Origin of the sequence: Prosthecomicrobium sp. N25 (assembly GCF_037203705.1) — a bacterium.
Classification (GTDB): Bacteria; Pseudomonadota; Alphaproteobacteria; order Rhizobiales; family Ancalomicrobiaceae; genus Prosthecodimorpha.
In genome coordinates, this window is the sequence record NZ_JBBCAT010000001.1 from 1,770,451 (window position 1) to 1,796,377 (window position 25,927).

Consider the following 25,927-nt stretch of genomic DNA (forward strand, 5'->3'; position numbering starts at 1 on the left):
TCCGCCGCGGCCGGGGCCCGTTCAGGCGCGCCGGCGCAGATGCCGGGTGAGCAGTCGCTCGAGCCAGTCCCAGATCCGGCGCAGCGTCTCCACCAGGGTCAGGTAGACGACGGCGGCGTACATGTAGACGGAGATGTCGTAGGTCCGGCTATAGGCGAGCTTGGTCTCGCCCATCAGCTCGAAGAGCGTCACCACCGAGGCCACCGCCGATCCCTTGATCATCAGGATCACCTCGTTGCCGAGGGGGCGGAGTGCGGTGATCATGGCCTGCGGCAGGATCACCTTCCAGAAGGCGATGCGCTCGGTGAGCCCGAGCGCGAAGGCCCCCTCCCACTGGCCGCGCGGCACCGCCTTGATGGCGCCGGCCAGGATCTCGGCCTGATAGGCGGCCGTGTTGAGCGAGAAGGTCAGCAGGACGTACCAGTAGGCGTCCTTGTAGAAGGTCCCCAGGTTCAGGGGCGCGAGATACTCCGAGAACTGACCCGCCCCGTAATAGGCGAGGTAGGTCTGGGCGAGCAGCGGCGTGCCCCGGAAGAAGTAGATGTAGCCGAACGCGAACCGCGCCCACAGGCCGCGCTGGCGCAGCCGGGCGAGCGCGAGCGGCAGGGCCAGGAGCCCTCCGAAGACGAGCGAGATCGCCACGAGCTGCAGGGTCACCCCGAGCCCGGTCGCGAGCCGGGGCCAGTATTTGACGAAGACCTCGGCATCCAGCATCCGCCCGACCGCCACCGGCCAGTCGGACACCAGCACGCTCGCGATCAGCGCGAGCAGAAGGAGCGCGACCACGTCGCCGGGCCGCGTCACCGGGCGAGGCCGATCCGCCGTCGCATCGGCCACGGGCCCGAGGCTGCCGGGAGCCGCCTCCGCGCTCATCAGCCGATCCTCCGCTCGCCGCGCGCCGACCACGCCTCGATCCGGCCGATCCCGACCGACGAGATCATCGACAGGACGAGATAGATGAGGCAGGCCACGAGGTAGAAGAGGAAATGCTGCTTGGTCACGCCGGCCGCCACGAAGGACATGCGCAGCAGGTCCGGCAGGGCGATCACCGAGACCAGGGACGTGTCCTTGAGCAGGATCAGCCACAGGTTGGACACGCCGGGCAGCGCGAAGCGCCAGAGCTGGGGCAGGACCACGAGCCGGAACGCCAGGCCGCGGCTGAGACCGAGCGAGCGGGCCGCCTCGACCTGCCCGCTCGAGATGCCCCGAAAGGCGCCGAGAAAGACCTCGCTCGAATAGGCGGAGAACACGACCCCGAGCGCGAACATGCCGGCCACGAAGCCGTTGACCTGCACGGCCTCGCCGCCGTCCGTCCAGGCCTCGATGGTCTCGGCCTCGAAGCCGGCGCCCCAGTCGGTCAGGAGCTGCAGGACCGCGCCGACGCCCTGGTTGAAGCTCTCGACCGCGCTCTGCAGCAGCATCTGGCCGCCGTAGTAGACGATGAAGATGGTGAGCAGCTCCGGCAGGCCGCGGAAGACCGTCGTATAGCCGTCCCCGATGGCGCGCAGCAGCCACGAGGACGAGTTCTTCGCGATCGCCACCAGGAGCCCGAGAAGCAGCCCGAAGGGCAGGGTCGCCAGCGCCAGCGTGACCGTCACGAGGACGCCCTCGGCGATCTCGTCCCCCCATCCGTTCGCCCCCCACGCGAGGAGGCCGAGAGTCTCCATGGTCCGGCCCGTGGTCTCGGGTCAATCGAAGGGGTTGCCGGCGAAGCCGCCGGGCCCGGCGGGCGAACCGGACCGGAGGACGAGGCCCCCGGTCCGGCGGCCGCTCAGTAGATCGAGAAGGGGAAGTACTTCTTGTTGATCTTCTCGTAGGTGCCGTCCTTGATGATCTCGGCCAGCGCCTTGTTGATCTGCGCCTTGAGGTCCTTGTCCTCCTTGCGCACCGCGATGCCGGCGCCCTCGCCGAAATACTTGACGTCCTTGATGTCGCCGCCGACGAACTGGCAGCACTTGTTGCCGTCGCCCTTCTCCAGCCATTCGTAGAGGACCACGGAATCTGCCAGGATGCCGTCCAGCCGGCCGGCGACCAGATCGGCGTTGGCCTCGTCCTGCGTGCCGTAGAGCTTCACGTTGACGCCCTTGGCCTTGTACTGGTCCTCCAGGTACGTGGCGTGCGTCGTCGAGGACTGCGCCCCGAGCGTCTTGCCCTTCAGGGCCTCCGGCTTCGTGTCCGTGATGCCGTTGGTCTTCGAGGTCACGAAGCGCGCCGGCGTGTTGTAGTACTTGTCGGTGAAGTCGACCTGCTTCTTGCGCTCCTCGGTGATCGACATCGAGGCCACGATCGCGTCGAACTTCTTGGCCTTCAGGGCGGGAATGATGCCGTCCCAGTCCTGGGCGACGAAGTCGCACTTGGCCTTCATCTTGTCGCACAGCGCCTTGGCGATCTCGATGTCGAAACCCTGCAGCTGCTTGTTCGAGTCGACGAAGTTGAAGGGCGGGTAGGCCCCTTCCGTGCCGATCTTGATCGCCTTCCATTCCTTCGCTTCGACCGCGCCGACCGCCGCCAGCATGGCGAAAGCGGCGACTGCGTACTGCATCAGACGCATGATGGGACCCTTTTCTGCCTCCCGGACGCCGTTGCGCCCGTGCGGGCGGAGATCCGCCCGCGATACGCCGACTTTGGCCTGTTCCCCGCGCTTCCGCAACGGGCGCCGGCATGTCCTGCGCCCCCTCGGCCCATGGGCGCCGGCCGGCTCACCTACCGTCACTCGACAATCGTCGAGTCGGCGCCGAAGTAAAGCCTAAACCATGATCACGCACGCCGCGTCCGCTACATGCCTTTCTTCAGATTTGACCGAAAAGGATGAGGCTCGCGAAACCGGCCCGTGACAAGGGTCCGGAGACAGTCTCCTCCACCACCCGGCACGCCACCCGTCAGACGGCGCCGCCGACAAGGGATGCAGGTGCATGCAACTGGGCAGGCTCCCCGGGCTCTCCCGCGGGCCGCGCGAGGCATCCGACGCAGCCGCGGCGGAGGAGCCGGCGCCGGCCCGGCCCGCCGTCGCCCCCCGCGTCCGCGCCTCCGGCGCGGGTGCCCTGGTGCGCTCCTACCAGTTCAAGTTCGTCCTTGCGGTCGTCCCCGCGCTCTTCCTCCTGAACCTCGCCGCCAACCTGCTGCTCGAGTGGTACTCGACCGCCGAGGCCGAGCGCGATCTCGGCGCCCGCCAGCGGCTCGTCCTCCACCGCGAGGCCCGCGCGGCCGCGGATGCGCTGCAGAGCGGCTCCTTCGACCGCCTGGCCGGGGTGGCCGAGCGGATCGCCAGGGCCCCCGACGTCGTCGGCGTGCGTATCGTCGGCCCGGGCGGCGACGCCGTCACCAGCCTCGGCCCTGTCTCCGCGCCGGACCTCGTGCGCCGGGAGATCGTTCTCGACGCCGGCAGGCCCGGCGACCGCACCGTGTTCGGCGGCGTGCTTGAGGGCTATTTCCGGCGCGGCGAGGCGGACCAGATGATCGCCACGGCGGCCGTGCAGGCCTTCGCCCGCACGCTGATCGCCTCGCTGGCCCTGGTCGGGATCGTGATCCTCACCAACCGCCGTCTCGTCAATGAGCCGCTCCGGCGTGTCACCCAGGCGATCCGGGCGAGCCAGATCGACGGGTCGCGCCAGGCGGTCGACTGGGAATCCGACGACGAGTTCGGTGAACTCGCCGCCAGCTTCAACGAGATGCAATCGCGCCTGCAGGATGCCGAGCAGCGCCGCCGCTCCTTCAACGAGCGCCTCGCCCGGCTCTACAACCGCACCCCCGCGATGCTCCATTGCGTGGACCGCGAGGGCTTCCTGATCCACGTATCCGACCATTGGCTCGTCGCCACGGGCTACTCGCGCCAGGAGGTCATCGGGCGCAAGCTCTCAGAGTTCCTGACCCCCGACAGCGCCGCCGCCTACCTGAACGAGATCCTGCCCGCCTTCTCGACCCGGGGCGAGACCCCCGAGACCCCGCTGCGCCTGCGCCGCTGGGACGGGACGGTGCTGGACGTCGTGCTGTCGGAGACGGTCGACCAGTGGATCGGCGGCAAGTACCCGCTGAGCCTTTCGGTGATGTCCGACATCTCCCGCATGAAGGCGGCGGAACGGGAGCTGGTGCGCCTCGCCCTGACCGACCCGGTGACCGGCCTCGCCAACCGCCGGGGTTTCTCAGAGGCGGTCGACCAGGCGGCCGCCCAGCTCGGCCGCGGCAGCGGGCGGGCCCTGGCGGTCTTCATCGACCTCGACCGCTTCAAGCGCATCAACGACACCTACGGCCACGCCGCCGGCGACCGTCTCCTCACCACGATCGCCGGGCGCCTCGCCGAGGCGGCCGGCGAGCGCGCCATCGTGGGCCGGCTCGGCGGCGACGAGTTCGCCGTCTTCGTGCCGTGCTCCGCCGCGGATGCCGCCTCCGCCGCCCCGGCCGAACGCCTGCTCGACGTCATGCGCCGCCCGATCGACCTCGGCGCCGCCGTGGTCGAGGCCTCCGGGAGCGTCGGGGTCGCCCGCTTCCCCGAGGACGGCACCACCGGATCCGACCTCCTGATGGCCGCCGACCTCGCCGTCTACCGCGCCAAGCAGAGCGGCCGCAACCGCATCGAGGTCTTCGACCGCAAGCTCGCCGAAGCCCGCACGGAACGCCACCGGCAGGAGCAGGACGTCCGGGCCGGTCTCGCCCACGGCTGGTTCGAGGCGCATCTCCAGCCGATCGTGCGCCTTTCCGACGGCGGCATCACGGGCGGAGAGCTTCTCCTCCGTCTCCGGCATCCGGAAAAGGGGCTGATCTACCCCGGCCAGTTCATCGCGGCCGCCGAGGAATGCGGCCTGATCGAGGAACTCGGGCGATTCGTTCTCGAGACCGCGGCCCGCATCGGCCCGGACCTGATCGCGCTCTCCGGCGACGAGGGCTTCTATCTTTCGGTCAATCTCTCCGGCGCGCAGGTCACCCCGGACCTGCCCGATTTGATCCGGAGCCTCCTCGCCCGCCACGGCCTGAAGCCGCAGAATCTCGTGCTCGAGATCATGGAGACCGCCCTGCTCGACGACGCCGACGCGGTCGACCGGATCCTCACCGAGATCGCCGGCCTCGGCGTGCGCTTCGCCCTGGACGACTTCGGGACGGGCTATTCCTCGCTCAACTACGTCGACCGCTTCCCCGTCAGCGTCATCAAGATCGACCGCAGCTTCACCCGGGCGCTCGGCGAGGACGGCGAGGCGGAGCGCCGCACCCAGGCCCTGGTCCGCACCACCATCACGCTCGGCGCCGAATTGGGCCTGCCCATCGTGGCCGAGGGCATCGAGCGCAACGAGGAGATGGAGCGGATGGTCGAGCTCGGCGTCGAGTACGGCCAGGGCTACCTCTTCGCCCCGCCCATGCCCCACCGCGAGTTCCGGCAGCTCCTAGCCGCGAGTGCCCGCACGAGCCAGCACCGCGGCGACGAAGAGACCCGCCTCATCGCCTGAAGGCCGTTCGGCGCGACGGCTCAGCCCGCCTTCTCGGTCGGCTTCTCAACCGCGACGAACTGAAGCGGCAGGGCGGTCGTGTACTTGATCCGCTCCATCGCGAAGGTGGTCGAGACGTCGGCGATCTCGATCTTGGCGATCAGCTTCTTGTAGAAGACGTCGTAAGCCTCGATGTCCGGCACAACCACGCGCAGCAGGTAGTCGACCTGCCCGGCCATCCGGTAGAACTCGACCACCTCCGGCATCACGCTGACCACCTCGGCGAAGCGCTTCAGCCACTCCTCCGAATGCTGGTTGGTCGTGATGGCCACGAAGGCGGTGACCTTGGCGTTGACCTGGCGCGGATCGAGGACCGCGACGCGGCGCTGGATCACCCCGTCCTCCTCGAGCTTCTGGATCCGCCGCCAGCACGGCGTCGTCGACAGGCCAACCCGCCGGCCGATCTCGGCGACCGGAACGGTGCAGTCCTCCTGCAGGATTTGCAGGATCTTGCGGTCGATACGGTCGATCACGAATGCCTCCCGGAGCCTGGGGCGCTGGAACGACGAGTACTGCATTCCTCCAGACAAGAAAAGTCCCGCGCGCTTTTGCGTCCGAGCGTCGCATCACCCCCCGAAAGGGAACATCATTCCGTGTCCCCGACCAGCCCTCGGATCTCCGCCCTGAGCGCCGGCAGGAGTTCGGCTTCGAACCAGGGGTTCCGCTTCAGCCAGCCGCTGTTGCGCCAGGACGGGTGGGGGAGGGGGAGGATGCGCGGCCGGCGCGACGCCTCCAGGATCGCGCGCCAGGCCCTGACGGTCGCGGTCATGCCGGCGGGCCGCTCGCGGCCGAGATGCCAAGCTTGTGCATACTGCCCGACGGCGAGCACCAGCTCGACCTGAGGCATGGCCGCCACCGCCCGCGCGCGCCACGCCCCGGCGCATTCCCGGCGCGGCGGCAGGTCGCCGCCGGCCTCGTCCTGGCCCGGGAAGCAGAAGCCCATGGGCAGGAAGGCGAGGCGGGCCTGATCGTAGAAGAGGTCCCGGCCGATCCCCATCCAGGCGCGCAGGCGGTCGCCCGAGGCGTCGTCGAACGGCAGGCCGGAGGCATGGACCTTGGTGCCCGGCGCCTGCCCGGCGACCAGGACCCGGGCGGTCGCGGACAGGTGCGCGACCGGGCGCGGCTCGTGCGGCAGCGGCGCACCAGCCGGCCGGTCGCGGCAGATCCGGCAGGCGGCGATATCGCGGGCGAGGGCGGCAAGGTCTTCGGGCGGGACGGCGAGCATGGGCGCAATCTGGCGATCGCGGCCCGGTCCGTAAAGCCGCCGCTCAGCTTTCCCCGCGGCGGTGTGCCCGCCGCCACAGGTCGGGGGACTCGAACTCGCCGCTCCACAGGCCCCGCCGCGCCCGCCGGGCCTCGTTCTCCTCACGGCCATAGCCGCCCCAGTCGAGCGCCCACCCCTCCCGCACGAGCCGCGCCCCGACGTCTTCCGCCCCGGCCCGGCAGCGCACGAGAAGGCGCCCGTAGCGGTCGTCCTCGGCCCCCGCGCAGTCGAGCGCGCCGGTCCCGACGATGTCGGCGAGCCGTTGCCGCGCCGCCCGGCCGCACGGGTAGGGAGCGTCGGCGCGCCGGCAGACCTGGTTGAGCTCCGGCGCGTCGATCCCCTTCAGCCGCAGCCGGCGCCCGTCGATCTCCAGGCTGTCGCCGTCCACCACCCTCGCCCGGCCGGCGACCCGCTCCGGCGGGATCAGGTGCTCTTTAAGTCCCCAGGCCCCCGCCGCCAGGGCGACGAGGACGAGCGCCTGGGCGAGGCGGGCGAAGCGCGACGTCGGCGATCTCACGGCAGTCCCGGTCCGCTCCCGGCCGATTCGTTAACCAGTTCCCTGAGCCCGATCTTAAGCTTTCCGAGGGCAAAATTTGCAGCGTTCCCTGAGGGCTGACGGACCCCGCGATGATCGACGGCACGGCACTCACCAGTGCTGACAAGACGACGCTGAATGCCCGCCGGGCCGAACGGCGGCGTCAGGTCACGCGCACCGTCCGGGAACTCCGGGACCAGCTGTCGATGACGCGCGGCCTGAGGCCGGCCTTCGACTACGAGCTCCTCGTCGCCCACGCCCGCAGCCGCCTGGCCGCCGCCTACGGCATTCCGCTCCTGATGGCCCTGGTGGCGATCGTCGGCGTGCTCTGGACGGACCGCACCCTGATCGCCTCGTGGGCCGGCATCGCCATCGCGACCCACCTGACGGCGCTGGTCTTCTGCCGCCGCCTGCTCGGCATGGAGCAGCGCGAGGTGAACCTCGACGGCTGGCGCCGCCGCTTCGTCGCCCTCGACGGCATGGTCGGCCTCGCCTGGGCGCTTCTCTTCCTGCTCCCCTCCGAGCGCGTCACCGCCTCCGACGCCTACCATTTTTCCGCGATGCTGATCGTCGTGGCGGTCTCCGCGCTCCTCGCCGCCCACATCCGCGCTGCGATCTTCGCCTCCACCCTCCCGCTGACGCTGACGCTCGGTCTGGCCTTCGCGCTGCGCAGCCTCGACAGCGGCGGCGAACCGGTCACCTACCTTGTCGTGCTGGCCGCGATGGCCTTCGCCGCGCAGGTCTTCTTCTCCTTCCTCGGCTACCGGCTCTACCGTTCCGCGCTCCGTGAGATCGAGGCGCGCGCCGAGAAGGATTCGCTGATCGCCGAGCTCGAGCAGGCCAAGGCCATCTCCGACGAGTCGCGCCGCAAGGCCGAGGAGGCGAACCTCGCGAAGAGCCGCTTCCTCGCCACCATGAGCCACGAGCTTCGCACCCCGCTCAACGCCATCCTGGGCTTCTCGGAGGTCATGCAGAACGAGTTGCTCGGCCCCATGGAGAACGCCACCTACAAGGGCTACGTCACCGACATCAACGACTCCGGCCGCCACCTCCTGAACCTCATCAATGAGATCCTCGACATCAGCCGCATCGAGGCGGGCCGCTACACCCTCAACGAGGAGGCGGTGACGCTGCCCTACATCGTCGAGGACTGCGTGCACATGATGAACCTCCGCGCGCGCAACAAGGGCCTGATCATTGAGGAGCAGTACGAGGACAAGCTGCCGAAGGTCTGGGGCGACGAGCGCGCCATCCGCCAGATCACCCTGAACCTCCTCTCGAACGCCGTGAAGTTCACCCCCCAGGGCGGCAAGGTCGCCGTCAAGGTCGGCTGGACGGCCGGCGGCGGCCAGTACGTGTCGGTCCGCGACACCGGCCCGGGCATCCCCGAGGAGGAGATCCCGATCGTCCTCTCTGCCTTCGGCCAGGGCTCGATCGCCATCAAGTCGGCCGAGCAGGGCACCGGCCTCGGCCTCAACATCGTCCAGGCGCTCGTCGCCATGCACGGCGGCACCTTCGACCTGAAGTCCAAGCTGCGCGAGGGCACGGAAGTCACCTTCACCCTGCCCAAGGCCCGCGTGATGGAAATCATGCCGGCCGTCAGCGACCGCCCGGCCCGCCGCAACCGGCTCGGCACCCCGGTCGCCTCGCTCGCCGCCCTGGACAGCCTGCGCCGCCAGACCGCGCGGCGCTGAGCGTCAGAACAGCCTCATCTTCATGCCCGGCTGGGGCGTGAAGTCGTCGAAGGACGACTCGGCGCGCCACAGAAGCAGGACCTTGCGCATCTCGGCGACCTCGCCCGTCGGCATCCCCGGCCGCCAGTCGATGCCCATGTAGTTCCACCTCCGGATCCGGGCATCGATCGCGCCCCCGAGCCGCGCCTCCGTCACCGCGTTCTGGGCCCGCCGCTCGGCGAGCGCGTGGTTGTCGAAGGCGGGGCCGCCGGTATTGGAGTGGAACCCGTAGGCGTTGACGAAGGTGAAGTCCTTGTCGAAGGCCTTGAGCTTCGCGTCGAAGATCGCGTTGCGGTGCCGGATCTTGAGCTGGTCGCCGCCGATGTCGAAGTTCCACATCTCCACCAGGATGGACCGGTGGCTCGGGTTCATGACGCTGGCGAACTCGGGATAGGCGGCCAGAATGGCATCCGAGCCGACGATGACGCGCGCCTCGCCGTGCAGGTCCTCGGCGAGCTCGTTCATCTTCTTCAGCGTGTTGCCGTCCGGGTCGACCACCCCGTCGATCACCTTGAACACGCCGCGGTTCTTCCAGAAGAGCTGGAATTGCCAGATCGCCTCGGCGACGTCGCGGGGGATCGCGCCGTCCGCCCCGGCCTGCGGGCGCATCGGGCCGAGCGCGATCCAGCGGGCCCGGAACCCGCCCTTGTCCTCGGGGATCTCGGCGAGCAGGCCGAGCACCTTGGCCTGGTCGGCCTGCATGTTCCGGACGGGCGTCTTCCGGTCGCGCAGCCCGACCGGGAAATCGATCTGGACGACCATGGCGGCGCTCCCGGTCCGAGGTCGGGTCCGGCCCGCTCGGGTCGGGCCCGGCGCCAAGTCTGCCCGACGGCGCGGGCCCGGAAAAGGCCGGATCGCGCGCCCGCCCTGGACTTCACGCAGATTTGGAAGGCCTCAGGCCGCGACGCATCCGGGGCGCCGCCAGCGGTCCGCCAGGGAGGCGGCCGCATCGACGAGCTGGTCGAAATGATCGATGACGCGGTCCGGCCCGAAGCTCTCGACCGGCTCGTCCGTGTAGCCGAACGTCACCGCCACGACCGGAATGCCGGCCCGCTGGGCGGCGAGAATGTCCGCCTTGCTGTCGCCCACCATGATGGTGCGGCAGGCCGCGCCGCCCGCCTTGTCGATGGTCCCGAGCAGGTGCCCCGGGTCGGGCTTGCGGACCGCGAACGTGTCGCCGCCGCACACCGCCGCGAAGCGCGGCGTCAGCCCGAGTTCGTCGAGCAGCCGTCGCGACAGCCCCTCGAGCTTGTTGGTGCAGACGGCGAAGCGCCAGCCGGCGGCGGAAAGCCGGTCGAGCGCGGCGATCACGCCGGGAAACGGCCGGCTCCGCGCCGCAATGTTGGCGCCGTAGTGCTGGATGAAATCGCCGAGGAGCGCGTCCACGCGCCCCTGGGCGAGGCCCGCGCCGTTCGCGCTGAAGCCCCGCTCGATCATCGCCCGCGCCCCTGCCCCGACCAGCGAGCCCACCGCCGAGTAGGGGAGGGCGGCGAGGCCTTCGCGCACCATGAGGACGTTGAGCGTGTCGAGGAGATCGCCTGCCGTGTCGACCAGCGTGCCGTCGAGGTCGAAGACCATGAGTGGATCAGCCGCCGAATCGGTCATGATGGTTCACCTCGTGCCCGGTTCGGAACCTATGCGTCATATCGGCAGGTCGGTCACCCGTGGCGAGCGCCCGGCCCGGCATTTGCGCAAGGCCTGTTGGGAATGCGCCACAGATCGGCGCCCGTGGCGGCCGTCCAGGGAGGCTCCGATGTCGGTCCCGTCCATCTCCGCCCGCCTCGTCCTGGCCGCCGCCCTCGCCCTCGCGGCCCCGCTGCCGGCGGCCGCCGAGTTCCTGTTCGTCTCGCCGAGCGCCGACAAGCAGAACCGCGTCTACTGGGTCGACCGCTTCACCGGATCCGTCGGCGCCTGCCAGTACCAGACCTCGGGCGGCCCCAACGGCTCGATGCTGTGCTTCCCCCCGGGCGAGGGCGCCCAGGCCATGCCGTCCGGCGACTACGACCTGAAGGCCTCGACCTGGAAGGACGAATGGGGCGTCTTCCGCCTGAACCGGCTGACCGGCGAGATGAGCCTCTGCTTCGTCCGCGAGGACAAGGTCGTCTGCACCCCGCAGGCCATCGCCCGGTGAACGGGGGGCTGGCGCGCTGCGGCCTCGCTGGAGTATGGAGTGCCGCGCCGGAAAACCCGTCGCGCCGTGTCCGAACGCAGGATTCTGAATGAGTGCCGCACTGAAGAGGCGTGCCGCCGAGGCGGCCCTCGCGCATGTCGAGCCCGGGATGCGGCTCGGACTCGGCACCGGCTCGACCGCCGACGAGTTCGTCAAGCTGCTCGGCGCCGCCCGCCTCGACGTGCTCGGGGTGCCGACCTCGGAGCGCACCGCCGACCTCGCCCGCTCCCTCGGAATCCGGCTCTCCACCCTCGACGAGACCCCCGAACTGGACCTCACCGTCGACGGCGCCGACGAGATCGGCCCGCGCCTCGCCCTGGTCAAGGGCGGCGGCGGCGCGCTCCTGCGCGAGAAGATCGTGGCGGCCGCCTCGCGCCGCATGGTCGTGATCGCGGACGCCTCGAAGGTCGTGGACGAACTCGGCGCCTTCCCTCTCCCCATCGAGGTCGTGCCCTTCGGCCTGGAGGCGACGCGCCGGGCCATCCGCGCCCGCGCCGCGGCCCTCGGTCTGGACGGCCCGCTCGACACGCGCAGGGCGCCCGGAGGCGGGCTCTACGTGACCGACGGCGGCCACTACATCGTCGATGCATCTTTTCGCCGGATTCCCGATCCAGAAGCGCTCGCCCGGTCGCTCTCGGAGATTCCCGGGGTGGTCGAGCACGGCCTGTTCCTGGGTCTCGCCTCCGCGGCCGTCGTGGCGCGGGACGACGGCGTCGTAACGCTCACACCCTGACCCCGAGCCGGTCCCTACGAACCCGGAGTGACGCATGATCCGTTCGATCGCCAAGACCCTCCTCGCCGCCGGCGTCTGCGCCGTGCTCGCGACCGGCGCGCTCGCCCAGCAGGCGCCGCAGCCCGAGCCGTCCAAGGAGCATCTGGCGTCGGCTCGCGCCGCCATCGAGGCCTCCCGGGTGACCGAGGGCTTCGACAACATCCTGCTCGGGGTGGCCCAGCAGACCAAGGCGCTCTTCCAGCGCTCCGGCCCCTCGATCGCCCAGGACATCGAGGACGTGACCAACAAGGTCGCCCTCGAACTGGCCCCCCGCCGCATCGACCTCGACCGGCAGATCCAGATCGCCTGGGCGTCCAAGTTCACCAAGCCCGAACTCGACGAGATCGCCAAGTTCTACACCTCGCCGACCGGCAAGAAGCTGGCCGCCGAGACCCAGAGCATGGTCCGCGCCGCCACCGAGGCGGTGGTCGAATGGCAGCAGAAGCTGTCCACCGACATGGTCGCCAAGGTCCGCGACGAGCTCCGCAAGAAGGGCCACAAGCTCTGACGATCCGACCGCTTCCCCGCCGGAGGCCGCGATGACGTACGACTACGACCTCTTCGTCATCGGCGCGGGATCGGGCGGCGTGCGCGCCGCCCGCGTGGCGGCGAACCACGGGGCCCGCGTCGCGATCGCGGAGGAGGACCGCATCGGCGGCACCTGCGTGATCCGCGGCTGCGTGCCGAAGAAGCTGATGGTCTACGCCTCGCGCTTCGCCGACGACTTCGCGGATGCGGCGGGCTACGGCTGGACGGTCGGCGCGACCCGCTTCGACTGGCCGACCCTGATCGCCAACAAGGACCGCGAGATCGCCCGGCTCGAGGGCCTCTACCGTGCCAATCTCGAGAAGGCCGGCGTGCGCATCCTGGCGACGCGCGCCGTCGTCGAGGGCTCGAACGCGGTCCGCCTCGCGGGCGACGGGCGGGTCGTCACCGCGCGGGTGATCCTGGTCGCGACCGGCGGCTGGCCGACCACCGACGAGCGCCTGCCGGGCCGCGAGCACGTCATCACCTCCAACGAGGTCTTCCACCTGAAGGAGCAGCCGCGTCGGCTCGTGGTGGCCGGCGGCGGCTATATCGCGGTCGAGTTCGCCTGCCTGTTCGCCGGCCTCGGCACCGAGACGACGCTCGTCTACCGCGGCGAGGAGATCCTGCGCGGCTTCGACCGGGAGGTGCGCGGCCACGTCCGCCACGAGCTCGAGAAGCGCGGGGTGACGGTCCGCCTCGGCGACGTCTTCGCCCGCATTGACCGTGGGCCGGCGGGGCTGTCGATCGCGACCCGCTCCGGCGCGACCCTCGCCGCCGACCAGGTCCTGATGGCGATCGGCCGCGCCCCCAACACGCGCAACCTCGGCCTGGAGGCCGCCGGCGTCGTCCTCGACGACAAGGGCGCGATCGTGGTGGACGAGGAGAGCCGCTCCTCCGTCTCCTCGATCTACGCGGTCGGCGACGTCACCAACCGGGTCAACCTGACCCCCGTCGCCATCCGCGAGGGGCACGCCTTCGCGGACACGGTCTTCGGCGGCCGGCGTGTCACTGTCGATCACCGCATGGTCCCGACCGCCGTCTTCACGACCCCAGAGGTGGGCACGGTCGGCCTCATCGAGGACGAGGTGGCGGCCCTCGGCCGCGCCTACGACGTCTATCGGTCGACCTTTCGGCCCATGCGCCATACCCTGTCGGGCCGCGACGAGCGGATGCTCATGAAGCTCCTCGTCGACGCCGAGACCGACCGCGTGCTCGGCTGCCACATCGTCGGCCCCGACGCCGGCGAGATGGTGCAGCTCGTCGGCATCGCCATGGGCATGGGCGCCACCAAAGCCGATTTCGACCGCACCATGGCGGTGCACCCGACCGCCGCGGAGGAGCTCGTCACCATGCGCAGCCCGACCGCCCGGATTCCGGCCCGCAACGCCGCAAGCTGACCGCAACCTGCCAGACCTCGACCGAAGGCTGAGCCGCCCCCCGTTGTCATCTGGGGCCGTCCCTGCTATCCACGCGGCCGAACGAGACGAGCCTCAGGAAGGCTGAAGAGGGGGACGCCGAGGCGTCCCGACCCGGCGCGACGAGGCGCCGGCCGCGCGGCCCGCAGGGGTGCCGGACATCCGATCACCGAACCCGCAAGACCCGGCCGATGTCGGGCCGCCATGCCGGCGGCCCGGCCGCGCAACCGGCCGCGAGACCGAATGCGCTTCTCGCGCGTTGGTGCGACGGCGAAGGAGACAGCGCCCATGGCGCAGACCGACATTCAAGACCTCGCGAGCCCCGCGGCGCCGGCCCCCTCGGCCGCCCCGCTGTCGAGCGCGGCAGCCCCGCACGGGCACCACGCGGGCGCGCTCGCGGCGCTCGGCATCGTCTTCGGCGACATCGGCACGAGCCCGATCTACACCCTCGACACGGCGCTCAAGATCGGCGTCGTCGCGCCGGTCGCACCGGATGTTCTGGGCTTCCTGTCGCTGGCGATCTGGTCCCTCGTGATCGTGGTCGGCGTCTGGTACGCAATCTTCATCATGCGCGCCGACAACCGCGGCGAGGGCGGGATCTTCGCCCTCATGGCGCTCGCCCACAAGTCGGCCCCGGCGATGGGCGGCTTCATCGCCGTGCTCGGCATCATCGGCGCCTCGCTCTTTTACGGCGACGCGGTGATCACGCCGGCGATCTCGGTCCTCTCCGCCGTCGAGGGTCTCGCCGTCACCGCGCCCGCGCTGGAAAGCCTGGTCCTGCCCGCCGCGCTCGTCATCCTGACGACCCTCTTCGCCGTCCAGAAGAGCGGCGCCTCCAAGGTGGGCCGCTTCTTCGGACCCATCATGCTGCTCTGGTTCGGCACGCTGGCGGCGCTCGGCCTCTGGCAGATCGTGAAGCACCCGGCTGTGCTCGCCGCCTTCGATCCGCGGCTCGGCCTCGGCTTCCTGGCGCGCTCCGGTCCGGGCGCCTTCGCGGTCCTCGCCGTGGTGGTGCTGGCCGTCACGGGCGCCGAGGCGCTCTACGCCGACATGGGCCATGTCGGCCGCGGCGCGGTCCGCAAGGCCTTCGCCTTCATCGTCGCCCCGTCGCTGATCATCAACTACCTCGGCCAGGGCGCCCACGTGCTGGCCGACCCGGTCAACGGCATCCACGACACCTTCTTCCACCTCGTGCCGCCCGCCCTGCAGCCGGCCCTCGTCGTGCTCGCGACGGCCGCGACCGTCATCGCCAGCCAGGCCGTGATCTCCGGCGCCTTCGCGGTTACCCATCAGGCTTCTCACCTGGGTTTCTGGCCGCGCACCGAGACGCGTCACACCTCCGCGGCCGAGCGCGGTCAGGTCTACGTCCCCTCCGTGAATCTCGTGCTGTTCGTCGCGGTGATCGCCGTCGTGCTCGTCTTCCAGAAGTCCGAGAAGCTCGCCGAGGCCTATGGCTTCGCGGTGACCGGCACGATGGTGGTGACCTCGATGCTCGCCTACCTGGTCGCTCGCGGCGTCTGGGGCTGGCCCGTCTGGAAGGCGGCGCCGGTCGTCGCCTTCTTCATGATCTTCGACGTCTCCTTCTTCCTCTCCTGCGCCACCAAGCTCCTGCACGGGGCGTGGCTGCCGCTGGTGCTGGGCGTCGGCCTCGTCCTGGTCATGACGGCCTGGCGCATGGGCCGCACGCGCCTCGCCGCCCGCCGGCGCCACGAAGGCGTGCCCGTCAAGATCGCGCTCTCGGCCCTGCGCAGCCCGCGCGTCGAGCACGTGCGCGGCACGGCCGTCTACCTGATGGAGGACCGCACGCTCGCCCCGCGCGCCTTTCTGCACAACCTGAAGCACAACAAGTCCTGCCACCAGCAGATCGTTTTCCTGTCGATCCAGACGGCGGACACGCCCTGGAACGACGATACCTGCCGGGCGATCGTGGAGCCTCTGGGAGAGGGGATCGCGCTCGTTCAGGTCCGGTTCGGCTTCATGGAGCCGCCGGACATTCCCGGCATCCTGAAGACGACCGAACAGATGGGCATCCACATCGACCGGAAGGACCTCAGCTACTTCGTCAGCCGGGCCCATCTGGTCGAGGGCGACGAAGGCGGTCTCTGGGCCTGGCTGCGCGGCCTCTTCATCTTCCTCTACCGCAACCAGGCCGACCCGGCGGAGTACTACAACATCCCGCCCGGCCGCGTCGTCGACCTCGGCGCGCAGATCACCGTCTGATCGACCGGGCTCGCGGCCCGGCGCCTGGGTCGATGCGAGGTGTCGGCGGGGCGGCGACGTATCTCTGGATCGGGAGAGCGTGATCGGGCTCGCCAAGTCGCCGGCGGGGCCGGGACGCTGGCCGGCCGGGACGGAGCGCCGCCGTGAGGGGAGGGCGACCTTTCTCGTGGCCCTCGGCCGCCGTTTCGGGCGGCGGGCCTCAGCGCACGAAGATCTCGGGCCGCTGCTTGGCGAGATCCTGGATCCATCCCGCATACTTCTCGGCGTGGGCCAAGGTCAGCCGGCGTGCCGCGGCATCGTCACCCGCCGCGAGCGCGGCGCAGATGGCCCGGTGGTCCTCCACCTCGTCCCGCGTGAGGGCCTGTCCTTGGATCGCCCGGGTCGTGCGCGCCATCGCGGCGAGCCCGATGTCGACCTGTTCCAGCAGGCGCGGCAGACCGGCAGCGGCGGCGAGCCGCTGGTGGAACTGGCCGTCCACCTTGGCGCAGCCGATCGCGTCCCCGGCCGCGTGCCGCGCCGCCTGCGCGTCCGTCAGGTCGTTGAGCTCCGCGATCAGGGCGGGATCGCGTTCGTGGGCGGCTCGTCCGGCCGCATAGGATTCCAGCGCCGCCCGGATCAGCAGGGTCTCGACCAGGGTGCCGAGGCTCAGGCGCGAGACGTAGCTCCCGCGCTGCGGCAGGATCTCGACCAGCCCCTCGCGCTCCAGTCTCGACAGCGCCGATGTCACTGGCTGACGGGAAACTTTCAGAAGAGTACAGAGTTCGACCTTGTCGATGAAGGCGCCCGGAAGAAGTTTGAAATCGACGATCATGGTTCTGATCATGCGATAGCAGGTATCGGACTTCCGCTCTTGCCGTTCGTCATACATAGAAGAAAATCTAACTGACATCGTTCCGTCCATGACAGCGCCCCGTATGTCCTGGAAACTGATATGACGTAACGTCACAATGACACCGATGTCAATCTCCGGTAGTCGATTTGTGAAATCAGGGAATGCGAAGCCGATATCGCAAGAACCACTGAGTGTGCTTGCAATCACGAGTCGTGGTTTCGGCAATCACAGCAGGAATCCGTAATTTCAGACCTGCGCATGTGCAAATTGCATTCGCATTCCCGCGGGTCGATTCGGGGCGGGGCGCCTAGTGGTCAAGCCTCGATCCGGCGTGTATAACGCCGCCTCTCGCAAGGAAGGGGATCGCCGGAAGAGCCGGCGACGGGAGTGTCGGGACATGAACGAGATGCGGATCGGCGCCGACGAATTGGCCGGCGGCAAGGCCGGCGTCTGGCGGCCGGAGACCTGGCGGACCAAGCCGATCGTCCAGGTGCCGGACTACCCCGACAAGCAGCTCCTGGCCGCCGTCGAGGAGGACCTGCGGACCTGGCCCCCGCTCGCCATCGCGGACGAGGCCCGCAAACTTGAGACCGCGCTCGCGCGCGTGAGCGAGCGGCGCGCCTTCCTGCTCCAGGGCGGCGACTGCGCGGAGAGCTTCTCCGAGCACTCGGCCAACAACATCCGCGACTTCTTCAAGGTCTTCCTGTCGATGGCCGTGGTGCTCCACTACTCGGCGGGCCTGCCGGTGGTGAAGGTCGGCCGCATCGCCGGCCAGTTCGCCAAGCCGCGCTCGTCGAATGTCGAGAAGCGCGGCGACGTCGAACTGCCGGCCTACCGCGGCGACATCATCAACGGCTTCGACTTCACGCCGGAGAGCCGCATCCCCGATCCCGCGCGCATGCGCATGGTCTACCGCCAGTCGGCCGCCACCCTGAACCTGCTGCGCGGCTTCGCCACCGGCGGCTACGCCAAGCTCGAGCGCGTCAACCGCTGGATGCTCGATTTCCTGGCCGACAGCCCGGTCGCCGAGCAGTACCAGGAGGTCGCGGAGCGCATCTCCGAGGCGCTCGAGTTCATGGCCTCCTGCGGCCTGACCGCCGAGAACACCCCGCAGCTCAACGGCGTCCATTTCTACACCAGCCACGAGGCCCTGCTCCTCCCCTACGAGGAGGCGCTGACGCGCGAGGACTCCGTCGAGGGCGGCTTCTACGACACCGCGGCGCACATGCTCTGGATCGGCGACCGCACCCGCCAGCCGGACCACGCCCATGTCGAATTCATGCGCGGCATCGGCAACCCGATCGGCCTGAAGTGCGGCCCCTCGCTGACGCCCGACGGCCTCCTGGAGCTCATCGACATCCTGAACCCGGAGAACCGTCCCGGCCGCCTGACCCTGATCGCCCGCTTCGGCTCCGACAAGATCGGCAAGCACCTCGCCCCGCTGATCCGCGCCGTCGAGCGCGAGGGCCGCGCGGTCATCTGGTCCTGCGACCCGATGCACGGCAACACGATCACGTCCGGCTCCGGCCACAAGACCCGTCCCTTCGGCCGGATCCTGGAGGAGGTGCGCGCCTTCTTCGACATCCACCGCCAGGAGGGCACCTATGCCGGCGGCGTGCACCTGGAGATGACGGGCAAGAACGTCACCGAGTGCACCGGCGGCGCCGTGGCGATCCAGGAGGCCGATCTCGCCAGCCAGTACGATACCCTCTGCGACCCGCGCCTGAACGCCCGCCAGAGCCTCGAACTCGCTTTCCTGATCGCCGCCGAACTCCGCAAGGACCGCGCCAACCGCCCGAGCGTCCTGCCCGTCGCCGCCGAGTGAGGGGCTGAAGCCCTTCGGCTTAGCCGTACAAGGGCCGGTCGGCCATGCCGCCCGGCCCATTGTCGCCCCCGCCGCCGCGCGCTAAACCCGGGGGCATGACCGACACGCTCCTGATCGCGATCGCGCAGCTGAACCCGACCGTCGGCGATGTCGCCGGAAACCTCGCCAAGGCCCGGGCGGCGCGTGCGGAGGCTGCGCGGCTCGGGGCGGACCTCGTGGTCTATCCGGAGCTCTTCATCTCCGGCTACCCGCCCGAGGACCTGGTCCTGAAGCCCGCCTTCCAGGCCGCCTGCATGCGCGCCGTCGAGGATCTCGCGGCCGATACGGCGGACGGCGGGCCGGCCGCGCTCGTGGGGTCCCCCTGGCGCGACGGCGAGCGGCTGCACAACGCGGTGGCGCTTGTCGCCGGCGGCAAGGTCGAGACCGTCCGCTTCAAGGTCGACCTGCCCAACTACGGCCCCTTCGACGAGAAGCGCGTCTTCTCCGCCGGTCCGTTGCCGGGCCCCGTGATGGTCAAGGGCGTGCGCCTCGGCGTGCCGATCTGCGAGGACATCTGGACCGACGAGGTCACCGAGTGCCTGATGGAGACCGGTGCCGAGATCCTGCTCGTGCCCAACGGGTCTCCCTACTGGCGCGACAAGCCCGACGAGCGCGTGGGCGTGGCGGTCGCCCGCGTGGTGGAGACCCACCTTCCGCTCGTCTACGTCAACCAGGTCGGCGGCCAGGACGAACTCGTGTTCGACGGCGCCTCCTTCGGGCTCGACGCCGACCGGCGCCTCGCCTTCCAGATGCCGGCCTTCCGGGAGGACGTGGCCCTCGTCGAATATGTGCGCGACGGCGACGGCTGGCGTTGCGCCCGCGGCCCCATGGCGAGCGTGCCGGTCGCCGACGAGGCCGACTGGCAGGCCTGCGTGCTGGGCCTGCGCGACTATGTCGGCAAGAACCGCTTCCCCGGCGTGGTGCTCGGCCTCTCCGGCGGCATCGACAGCGCGGTCGTCGCCGCCATGGCGGTCGACGCCCTCGGCCCGGCCCGAGTCCACTGCATCATGCTGCCCTACCGCTACACCTCCTCGGAGAGTCTGTCGGACGCCGAGGCCTGCGCCAGGGCGCTCGGGGTACGCTACGACGTCGTCCCGATCGCCCCAGCGGTCGAGGGCTTCGAGGCCCTGCTCGCCCCGCTCTTCGCCGGCACCAATCGCGACATCACCGAGGAGAACTTGCAGTCCCGGACCCGCGGCACGATCCTGATGGCCGTGTCCAACAAGTACGGCGCCATGGTGCTGACCACCGGCAACAAGTCGGAGATGTCGGTCGGCTACGCCACCCTCTACGGCGACATGAACGGGGGATTCAACCCCATCAAGGACCTCTATAAGATGCAGGTCTTCGCGCTCGCCCGCTGGCGCAACGCGAACCGGCCCGACGGGATGCTCGGCCCGTCCGGGGAGGTGATCCCGCACAACATCATCGCCAAGGCGCCTTCCGCGGAACTGCGCGAGAACCAGCGCGACGAGGACTCCCTGCCCCCCTATCCGGTCCTCGACGCCGTGCTGGAGCGCCTCGTCGAACACGAGCGGCCGATCGCCGACATCGTCGCCGAGGGCTACCCGGCCGACATCGTCCGCCGCGTCGAGAGCCTGCTGCGGGTCGCCGAGTACAAGCGGCGCCAGGCGGCTCCCGGCGTGAAGATCACCCGCAAGAACTTCGGCCGGGACCGGCGCTACCCGATCACCAACGGCTTCCGCGACCCCGGCGTCCCCGTCGTCTTCGGCAAGAGCGCCAAGGCGCGGCTGCCGCAGGGCGACCGGGGCGATTTCTGAAGAAGGCGCCATCCCCGTGTTCGGCCTCTCCGCCTGCGCCTCGTCCCTGATCGTGCTCTTCGTCATCGCGGTGCTGACGGGGTTCGGGATGCTGATCGTGGTCATGGGCTACCTGAGGCTCCTGCGCGAATCCGGGAAGATGTCCTTCTGGGCCGTCGCGACCTCCTTCCCGCTCTTCGCCCGCGGACATTTCGGCGAACGCCTCGAAGTCCCGCGGCGCCGGCTCGCCACCATCGCCTCCGTGGTCTTCCTGCTTTTCGCCGTCCTCCTCCTGTCGATCGCCGCCCGTACGGTCACCTGCTGACCCGCCCCGCCCCCCGCCCGGATCCGCGCCCCGTGACCGTCACCGTCCGCTTCGCCCCGTCCCCGACCGGCCTGATCCACATCGGCAACGTCCGGTCGGCGTTGCACAACTGGCTCTTCGCCCTGCAGCATGGCGGCCGCTTCGTGCTGCGCTTCGATGACACCGACCGGGAACGCTCGCGCGTCGAGTACATGGAGGCGATCGAGCGCGACCTGCGCTGGCTCGGCGTCGAGCCGCACCGGATCGTCCGCCAGTCCGACCGCGACGGCATCTATGCGGCCGCCGCGGACCGCCTGAAGGCCATGGGCCGGCTCTATCCCTGCTACGAGACGGCCGACGAACTGGAGCGCCGGCGCAAGCGCCAGCTCGCCCGCGGCCTGCCGCCGATCTACGACCGCGCGGCCCTGTCGCTGACCGACGAGGACCGGGTCCACCTGGAGGCGGAGGGCCGGCATCCACACTGGCGCTTCCGCCTGGATGGCCGCCCGGTGACCTGGATCGACCTCGTCCGCGGCGAGCAGACCGTCGACACCGCGTCCCTGTCCGACCCGGTGCTGATCCGCGCCGACGGCACCTGGCTCTATACGCTCCCCTCGGTGGTCGACGACATCGACCTCGGCATCACCCACGTGATCCGCGGCGAGGACCACGTCACCAACACCGGGGCGCAGATCGAGATCTTCGAGGCCCTCGGCGGACCAGTCCCGACCTTCGCGCACACCAACCTCATTGCCACGACGACCGGCGAGGCGCTCTCGAAGCGCCTCGGGTCCCTGTCGGTGGCTTCGCTGCGCGAAGCCGGCTACGAGCCGATGACGGTCGCCTCCCTGGCGGTCCTGATCGGCACCTCGGACGAGATCCACCCCTGGCCGGACCTCCCCGGCCTCGCCGCCCACATGGACCTGGCCCACGTGTCCGGCTCGACCGCCAGGTTCGATCCCCACGAGCTCGACGTCCTGAACGCCCGCCTGGTCCACGCCCTGGACTACGCAGCGGTCGAGGACCGCCTGGCCGCGTTGGGCGTGAACGCGGGCGCCGGGGTCGATCCGGCCGTCTTCTGGGAGGTGGTCCGCCCGAACCTGACCCGCGTCGCCGAGGCGGCCGACTGGTGGCGGATCGTCGTCGAAGGGCCGGACCGGTCCCCGGCCGGCCGAGAGGCCGCCGACCCGGCGTTCCTGGCCGAGGCCCGGAGGCTGCTCCCGCCTGAACCCTGGGACGAGACCACCTGGGCCGCCTGGACGAAGGCCGTGGGGATCGCGACGGGCCGGAAGGGGCGCGAGCTGTTCCTGCCCCTGCGCCTCGCCCTCACGGGCCGGGATCACGGACCGGAGCTGAAGCGGCTCCTGCCGCTCATCGGGTGGCGAAGAACTTCGGCCCGACTACCCTGACGCTGCGCGGTGCGGACGGGTCCGTCTTGGCGGCCGCCTCGCCGGGGGCCGTCTTCTCGACCGCGACCGGCGTGAAGTTCGCGGCCGCGTTGAAGAGCGTGTCCGGGTCCTCGTCCCACTCGGGCTTGGCCTGCGGCACCGGCAGGTCGGCCCGGATGTCGCCCACCTTCACCGTGGCGGATGCCGAGGTGGCGCCTTCCTCCGAGCTGAGATTGACGGGCAGCAGGGTCGGATCCGGCCGGCCGCATCCGCAGCCCGAGACGTACTGGGTCCGGTACCGCATCGCGTTGGGGATCTTGGTGTAGGGCTGCTGGCTGTCGTCGGCCGAGACCGCGGTCTCGCTGTCGGTGCCGGTCGGATGCGCGAAGAGGCGGGTCTCCGCGCCCGGGCAGCGGGCCCGGCAGATGTCCGAATCGGTGGCGAAGCGCGACCGGCTCGTCGAGTAGGAGATCGGGAAGTAGTAGCCGTCGCACATGCGCACGCACAGCGTCCGGTAGCCGCCGGAGCCGTCCGCGCTGCCCCCTTCACCCTCGAGTTCGCCCGAACCGGGGCGGTCCGACATCTCGTCCGGGTCGACGACGCCCGGCGGGCGTTCGCCGAAGAGGGTGCCGAAGAGCCCGCCCTGGCGGGGCGGGGGCGCCACCGCCACCCGGGTGGGCGGGGCCGGGGACTCCAGGCGGACGATCCGCCCCGACTCGTCCTCGAAGTAGGTGACCGGTCCGCCCGGACCGTTCAACGTGAAGTAGCGCCCGCCGCGGGCGCCGGGGCCGGCGACGATCGGGGCGGTGCCGTTCTGCACCGGCTTCGCCGGGCCGGCCACGATGCTGGACCCGTCAGGGCCGCAGCCGTTCTGGCGGAGGGCGGCGATGATGCGCGCGCGATCGGCCGCCGTCGTCTCGAAGGAGGCGTTTCCGGCGCGTCGCGTCCGGGCCTCGAGGGTGGCCAGGTTGCCCTGCATCTCGGCGAGGCGGGCCTGGATGGCGGGGCATTGCGGCGACACGGTCCCGAACAGCGTGGGCTGGCACCGCTGGCGGTAGTCGGCCATGCCGCGCGCCAGCGCGTCGCGCTGCCGGATCAGCGCATCCGACAGGCTGTCGACCGGGGCGCCGCTGCGCTCGATGCGCTGGAGTTGCTGGACGAGCTGTTGGCAGAGCGGACTTTGCGCCTCGGCCGTGCCGGCGGCGGATCCCGCCAGCATGGTGACCAGCACGATTGCTAGGTACCGCCGCATTCGCTCTGCACTCCCGATTGCCCGAGGCCCGGCATTCCGCCCGCAGCATAGCGCGTTCCGGCGCACGCCGTCACCTCGCCGGCCCCGTCCGTGCTTCGAACGCCGAAAGGGACCCGGAAGATCCAGAGCATCCGTGGCGTGGATTGACAATCCGTTCACCCTGGACTCTGCCGTCAAGGGCGCTGCGCGCCGGCTTAACCCGGCGTTCGGCCATCGCGGGTAGCCTGCGGGGAGAACGGGAGTGAAGTCATGGACGGGGTTTTCGTGCAGGACGTCGCGGGCCGCCTGCACAAGACGCAGAACCGCCGTCTGCTCGCGCTCTGGGAGGCGAAGGCCGAGGGCGCCGGCGGCCCGCCCCCCTACGCCGCCTTCAGCCCGAACGAACTGGACGTCTTCGCGGATCACCTCGCGGTCGCGCAGCGCACCCCCGGGGGAGATTGGGCCTACCTCGCCTACGGGCGCGAACTCGTCCGCTACGCCAGGATGGACTGCACCGGCCGCACGCTGGCCGAGATCGGCCACCCCGTCGCCGGCCAGATCCGGACGGCCTACGACGAGGCTTCCGGCGGCCGAACTCCCGTTCTGGTAGTGCACGAGTCCATCAAGAGCCATTACGTGCACAGCTTCGAACGGCTGGTCCTCCCGGTCGCCGGACCTTGCGGCCCGACACTGGTGGTCCAGTCCGTGCCCCTGGTGCTGCGGCAGGACCTCCTGGAGTCCATCCTGCAGTCCGGCACGGCCGCCCTCTTCGCCTGCTCGCCGGTACTCGGCCCCGACGGCACGCTCGTCGACCTGGCGATCGTGGTCTCCAACGGCGCCGCCGCCACGCTGGTCGGCGCGGGGGCGGGCGAACCCGTCCGCGGATCCCTGTCCGGCCTGATCGGCAATCACGCCGACCACGACCTCCTCGACTACTGCGCGCTGGTGCTCGCCAACGGGACGCCCGCCCGCATCGAGTGCGAGTGCGACATCGGCGGACTGCGCAGCCTGTTCGAGATCGCCATCTCCCGCTTCGACGGCGGCCTGACGCTAATGCTGTCCGACCTCGGCGAGCTCCGCCGGGCCTACAAGGAACTGGAGCGGCAGAAGGCCGAACTCGTCTCCGCCAACCGTCTCCTGGAAACCCAGGCCACCAGCCTCGCCGTCCTGGCCCGCGACATGGAGACGGCGCGCCTCGCCCTGGACGAGGAGATCGCCCAGAAGAACGCCCTTGAGGCGGAGCTGCGCCGGCTCGCCAGCACGGACGACCTGACCGGCACCATGAACCGCCGCGCCTTCCTGGAGGAGGTCCGCCGCGAGGTGGCCCGGTCGGCGCGCTACGGCAACCCCGTCTCCCTGGTCGCCCTCGACCTCGACCGCTTCAAGCAGATCAACGACGGCTTCGGCCATGCCGCCGGCGACGAGGTCCTGCGCCTGGTGGCCGGCGCCCTCTCGGCCACGATTCGGGTCGGCATCGACGAGATCGGCCGCCTCGGTGGCGAGGAATTCGGCGTCATCCTGCCCGAGACCGGACAGGAGGGGGCCCTGCAGGCGGCCGAACGCATGCGCCAGGCGGTCGAGGACATCGCCCTCGAACTGGGAGGCCGTCCGATCCCGGTCTCGGCGAGCTTCGGCGTCGCCGGATGGCGCCCGGACGAGACCATCGAGGGCTGGATGGGCCGGGCCGACGCCGCGCTCTACCGGGCCAAGTCCGAAGGCCGCAACCGCGTGATCCGCGCCGAGGATCCGCCGCTTCCTGCCCCGCGCGCCGCCTGAGGCCTCGCAGCAGCCGGGCCCGCACCCCATATTGGCTCCGTCGACCACCGGAGCCCGCCCCATGCCGAAGCCGTACCTGTCAGCCCTCCTCGGCGCCGCCGCCCTCGCGATGGCGGGCCTCCTCGCGACGTCGCCGGCCCGCGCGGCCGACGAGCCGGACCTCATCTTCAAGAAGTCCACCGTCTTCAAGCTCCTGACGCCGGACCACAAGCTCGCCGTCTACGGCATCGACGACCCGGACGTGGACGGCGTGGCCTGCCACTACACCGTCCCCGAGAAGGGCGGCGTGGAAGGCCTCTTCGGCGTGGCCGAGGAGGTTTCGGACATCTCTCTCGCCTGCCGCCAGATCGGCCCAATCAAGTTCAAGGCCAAGACCGAGCAGGGTGCCGAGGTCTTCCGAGCCCGCCGTTCCCTGATCTTCAAGAAGATGCAGATCGTCCGCGGCTGCGACGCCAAGCGCAACGTGCTCGTCTACATGGTCTACACCGACAAGATCATCGAGGGCAGCCCCAAGAACTCCACGAGCTCCGTCCCCCTCATGCCCTGGGGCGACGAGGCCCCGCCCCGCTGTGGCGACTGGGTGAAGTGACTCCCCCCCAAGGGCTCGACCGCCGCCACGCCGAGCGCCCGCGCGCAGTCGGCCATGCGGCGGTCGAAGGCG

General features: G+C 70.4%; 23 protein-coding genes. 13 read left to right on the plus strand and 10 right to left on the minus strand.

Annotation, left to right across the window (positions count from 1 at the left end; genetic code table 11):
* Positions 1-21: 21 nt before the first annotated feature.
* The 3 genes from WBG79_RS07995 to WBG79_RS08005 all read right to left on the minus strand — a co-directional run bounded on the left by WBG79_RS07995 (position 22) and on the right by WBG79_RS08005 (position 2,551).
* Positions 22-873: an ABC transporter permease gene (locus WBG79_RS07995; RefSeq protein WP_443147414.1), complete on the minus strand. Its 852-nt coding sequence runs from the start codon at positions 871-873 to the stop codon at positions 22-24.
* The gene (locus WBG79_RS08000; RefSeq protein ID WP_337356579.1) at positions 873-1,667 is read right to left on the minus strand and encodes an ABC transporter permease; all 795 of its coding nucleotides are present in this window, start codon (positions 1,665-1,667) and stop codon (positions 873-875) included. The genes WBG79_RS07995 and WBG79_RS08000 overlap by 1 nt, the downstream gene beginning before the upstream one ends.
* Before the next feature lie 104 nt (positions 1,668-1,771).
* Positions 1,772-2,551 carry an ABC transporter substrate-binding protein gene (locus tag WBG79_RS08005; protein WP_337356580.1) on the minus strand — a complete coding sequence of 260 codons (780 nt, stop codon included), beginning with the start codon at positions 2,549-2,551 and terminating at the stop codon, positions 1,772-1,774.
* 361 nt (positions 2,552-2,912) lie between these two features.
* On the opposite strand from WBG79_RS08005, the gene WBG79_RS08010 reads away from it, so the two are divergent.
* Entirely contained in the window at positions 2,913-5,435 is a 2,523-nt protein-coding gene (locus WBG79_RS08010; protein ID WP_337356581.1) for a putative bifunctional diguanylate cyclase/phosphodiesterase, read from the plus strand.
* A gap of 20 nt (positions 5,436-5,455) precedes the next feature.
* Here WBG79_RS08010 and WBG79_RS08015 read toward each other — a convergent pair whose 3' ends face one another.
* The 3 genes from WBG79_RS08015 to WBG79_RS08025 form a co-directional block, all read right to left on the minus strand.
* Complete coding sequence (locus WBG79_RS08015; protein ID WP_337356582.1) at positions 5,456-5,947, minus strand: Lrp/AsnC family transcriptional regulator; 492 nt, start codon at positions 5,945-5,947, stop codon at positions 5,456-5,458.
* Between the two features lie 113 nt (positions 5,948-6,060).
* On the minus strand, positions 6,061-6,699 hold the full coding sequence (locus WBG79_RS08020) for a uracil-DNA glycosylase family protein (protein WP_337356583.1): 639 nt from the start codon (positions 6,697-6,699) through the stop codon (positions 6,061-6,063).
* A 43-nt stretch (positions 6,700-6,742) separates the two neighbouring features.
* Entirely contained in the window at positions 6,743-7,255 is a 513-nt protein-coding gene (locus WBG79_RS08025; RefSeq protein WP_337356584.1) for a thermonuclease family protein, read from the minus strand.
* A 110-nt stretch (positions 7,256-7,365) separates the two neighbouring features.
* On the opposite strand from WBG79_RS08025, the gene WBG79_RS08030 reads away from it, so the two are divergent.
* Entirely contained in the window at positions 7,366-8,967 is a 1,602-nt protein-coding gene (locus WBG79_RS08030) for a sensor histidine kinase (RefSeq protein WP_337356585.1), read from the plus strand.
* A 3-nt stretch (positions 8,968-8,970) separates the two neighbouring features.
* Here the strand turns inward: WBG79_RS08030 and WBG79_RS08035 are convergent, their stop codons facing one another.
* Together WBG79_RS08035 and gph are read right to left on the minus strand one after the other, a co-directional pair.
* Positions 8,971-9,768: a hypothetical protein gene (locus WBG79_RS08035; RefSeq protein ID WP_337356586.1), complete on the minus strand. Its 798-nt coding sequence runs from the start codon at positions 9,766-9,768 to the stop codon at positions 8,971-8,973.
* A 132-nt stretch (positions 9,769-9,900) separates the two neighbouring features.
* Positions 9,901-10,611 carry a phosphoglycolate phosphatase gene (gene gph / locus WBG79_RS08040; RefSeq protein WP_337356587.1) on the minus strand — a complete coding sequence of 237 codons (711 nt, stop codon included), beginning with the start codon at positions 10,609-10,611 and terminating at the stop codon, positions 9,901-9,903.
* A 148-nt stretch (positions 10,612-10,759) separates the two neighbouring features.
* Here gph and WBG79_RS08045 point away from each other — a divergent pair, with 148 nt between their 5' ends.
* The 5 genes from WBG79_RS08045 to WBG79_RS08065 all read left to right on the plus strand — a co-directional run bounded on the left by WBG79_RS08045 (position 10,760) and on the right by WBG79_RS08065 (position 16,111).
* Positions 10,760-11,137 carry a hypothetical protein gene (locus tag WBG79_RS08045; protein ID WP_337356588.1) on the plus strand — a complete coding sequence of 126 codons (378 nt, stop codon included), beginning with the start codon at positions 10,760-10,762 and terminating at the stop codon, positions 11,135-11,137.
* A gap of 88 nt (positions 11,138-11,225) precedes the next feature.
* On the plus strand, positions 11,226-11,909 hold the full coding sequence (gene rpiA / locus WBG79_RS08050) for a ribose-5-phosphate isomerase RpiA (RefSeq protein ID WP_337356589.1): 684 nt from the start codon (positions 11,226-11,228) through the stop codon (positions 11,907-11,909).
* A gap of 34 nt (positions 11,910-11,943) precedes the next feature.
* A complete protein-coding gene (locus tag WBG79_RS08055) occupies positions 11,944-12,456 on the plus strand; it encodes a DUF2059 domain-containing protein (RefSeq protein ID WP_337356590.1) in 513 nt (170 codons plus the stop codon).
* 31 nt (positions 12,457-12,487) lie between these two features.
* Positions 12,488-13,873 carry a glutathione-disulfide reductase gene (gene gor / locus WBG79_RS08060; protein WP_337356591.1) on the plus strand — a complete coding sequence of 462 codons (1,386 nt, stop codon included), beginning with the start codon at positions 12,488-12,490 and terminating at the stop codon, positions 13,871-13,873.
* 306 nt (positions 13,874-14,179) lie between these two features.
* On the plus strand, positions 14,180-16,111 hold the full coding sequence (locus WBG79_RS08065; protein WP_337356592.1) for a potassium transporter Kup: 1,932 nt from the start codon (positions 14,180-14,182) through the stop codon (positions 16,109-16,111).
* A gap of 199 nt (positions 16,112-16,310) precedes the next feature.
* Here the strand turns inward: WBG79_RS08065 and WBG79_RS08070 are convergent, their stop codons facing one another.
* A complete protein-coding gene (locus WBG79_RS08070) occupies positions 16,311-17,012 on the minus strand; it encodes a GntR family transcriptional regulator (protein WP_337357908.1) in 702 nt (233 codons plus the stop codon).
* A 328-nt stretch (positions 17,013-17,340) separates the two neighbouring features.
* Between WBG79_RS08070 and WBG79_RS08075 the strand changes: the two genes are divergently transcribed.
* The 4 genes from WBG79_RS08075 (at position 17,341) to gltX (ending at position 22,280) form a co-directional block, all read left to right on the plus strand.
* Entirely contained in the window at positions 17,341-18,768 is a 1,428-nt protein-coding gene (locus WBG79_RS08075) for a class II 3-deoxy-7-phosphoheptulonate synthase (protein ID WP_337356593.1), read from the plus strand.
* A 95-nt stretch (positions 18,769-18,863) separates the two neighbouring features.
* On the plus strand, positions 18,864-20,588 hold the full coding sequence (locus tag WBG79_RS08080; protein ID WP_337356594.1) for an NAD+ synthase: 1,725 nt from the start codon (positions 18,864-18,866) through the stop codon (positions 20,586-20,588).
* A 16-nt stretch (positions 20,589-20,604) separates the two neighbouring features.
* A complete protein-coding gene (locus tag WBG79_RS08085) occupies positions 20,605-20,892 on the plus strand; it encodes a hypothetical protein (protein WP_337356595.1) in 288 nt (95 codons plus the stop codon).
* Positions 20,893-20,924: 32 nt separating this feature from the next.
* A complete protein-coding gene (gltX, locus tag WBG79_RS08090; protein WP_337356596.1) occupies positions 20,925-22,280 on the plus strand; it encodes a glutamate--tRNA ligase in 1,356 nt (451 codons plus the stop codon).
* Here gltX and WBG79_RS08095 read toward each other — a convergent pair.
* Complete coding sequence (locus tag WBG79_RS08095; protein ID WP_337356597.1) at positions 22,243-23,511, minus strand: DUF2865 domain-containing protein; 1,269 nt, start codon at positions 23,509-23,511, stop codon at positions 22,243-22,245. The two genes, gltX and WBG79_RS08095, sit on opposite strands and share 38 nt — an antisense overlap.
* A gap of 249 nt (positions 23,512-23,760) precedes the next feature.
* Here WBG79_RS08095 and WBG79_RS08100 point away from each other — a divergent pair, with 249 nt between their 5' ends.
* Both WBG79_RS08100 and WBG79_RS08105 read left to right on the plus strand, forming a co-directional pair.
* On the plus strand, positions 23,761-25,266 hold the full coding sequence (locus WBG79_RS08100; protein WP_337356598.1) for a GGDEF domain-containing protein: 1,506 nt from the start codon (positions 23,761-23,763) through the stop codon (positions 25,264-25,266).
* A 61-nt stretch (positions 25,267-25,327) separates the two neighbouring features.
* The gene (locus WBG79_RS08105) at positions 25,328-25,855 is read left to right on the plus strand and encodes a CreA family protein (protein ID WP_443147415.1); all 528 of its coding nucleotides are present in this window, start codon (positions 25,328-25,330) and stop codon (positions 25,853-25,855) included.
* The last annotated feature ends 72 nt before the right edge of the window (positions 25,856-25,927 follow it).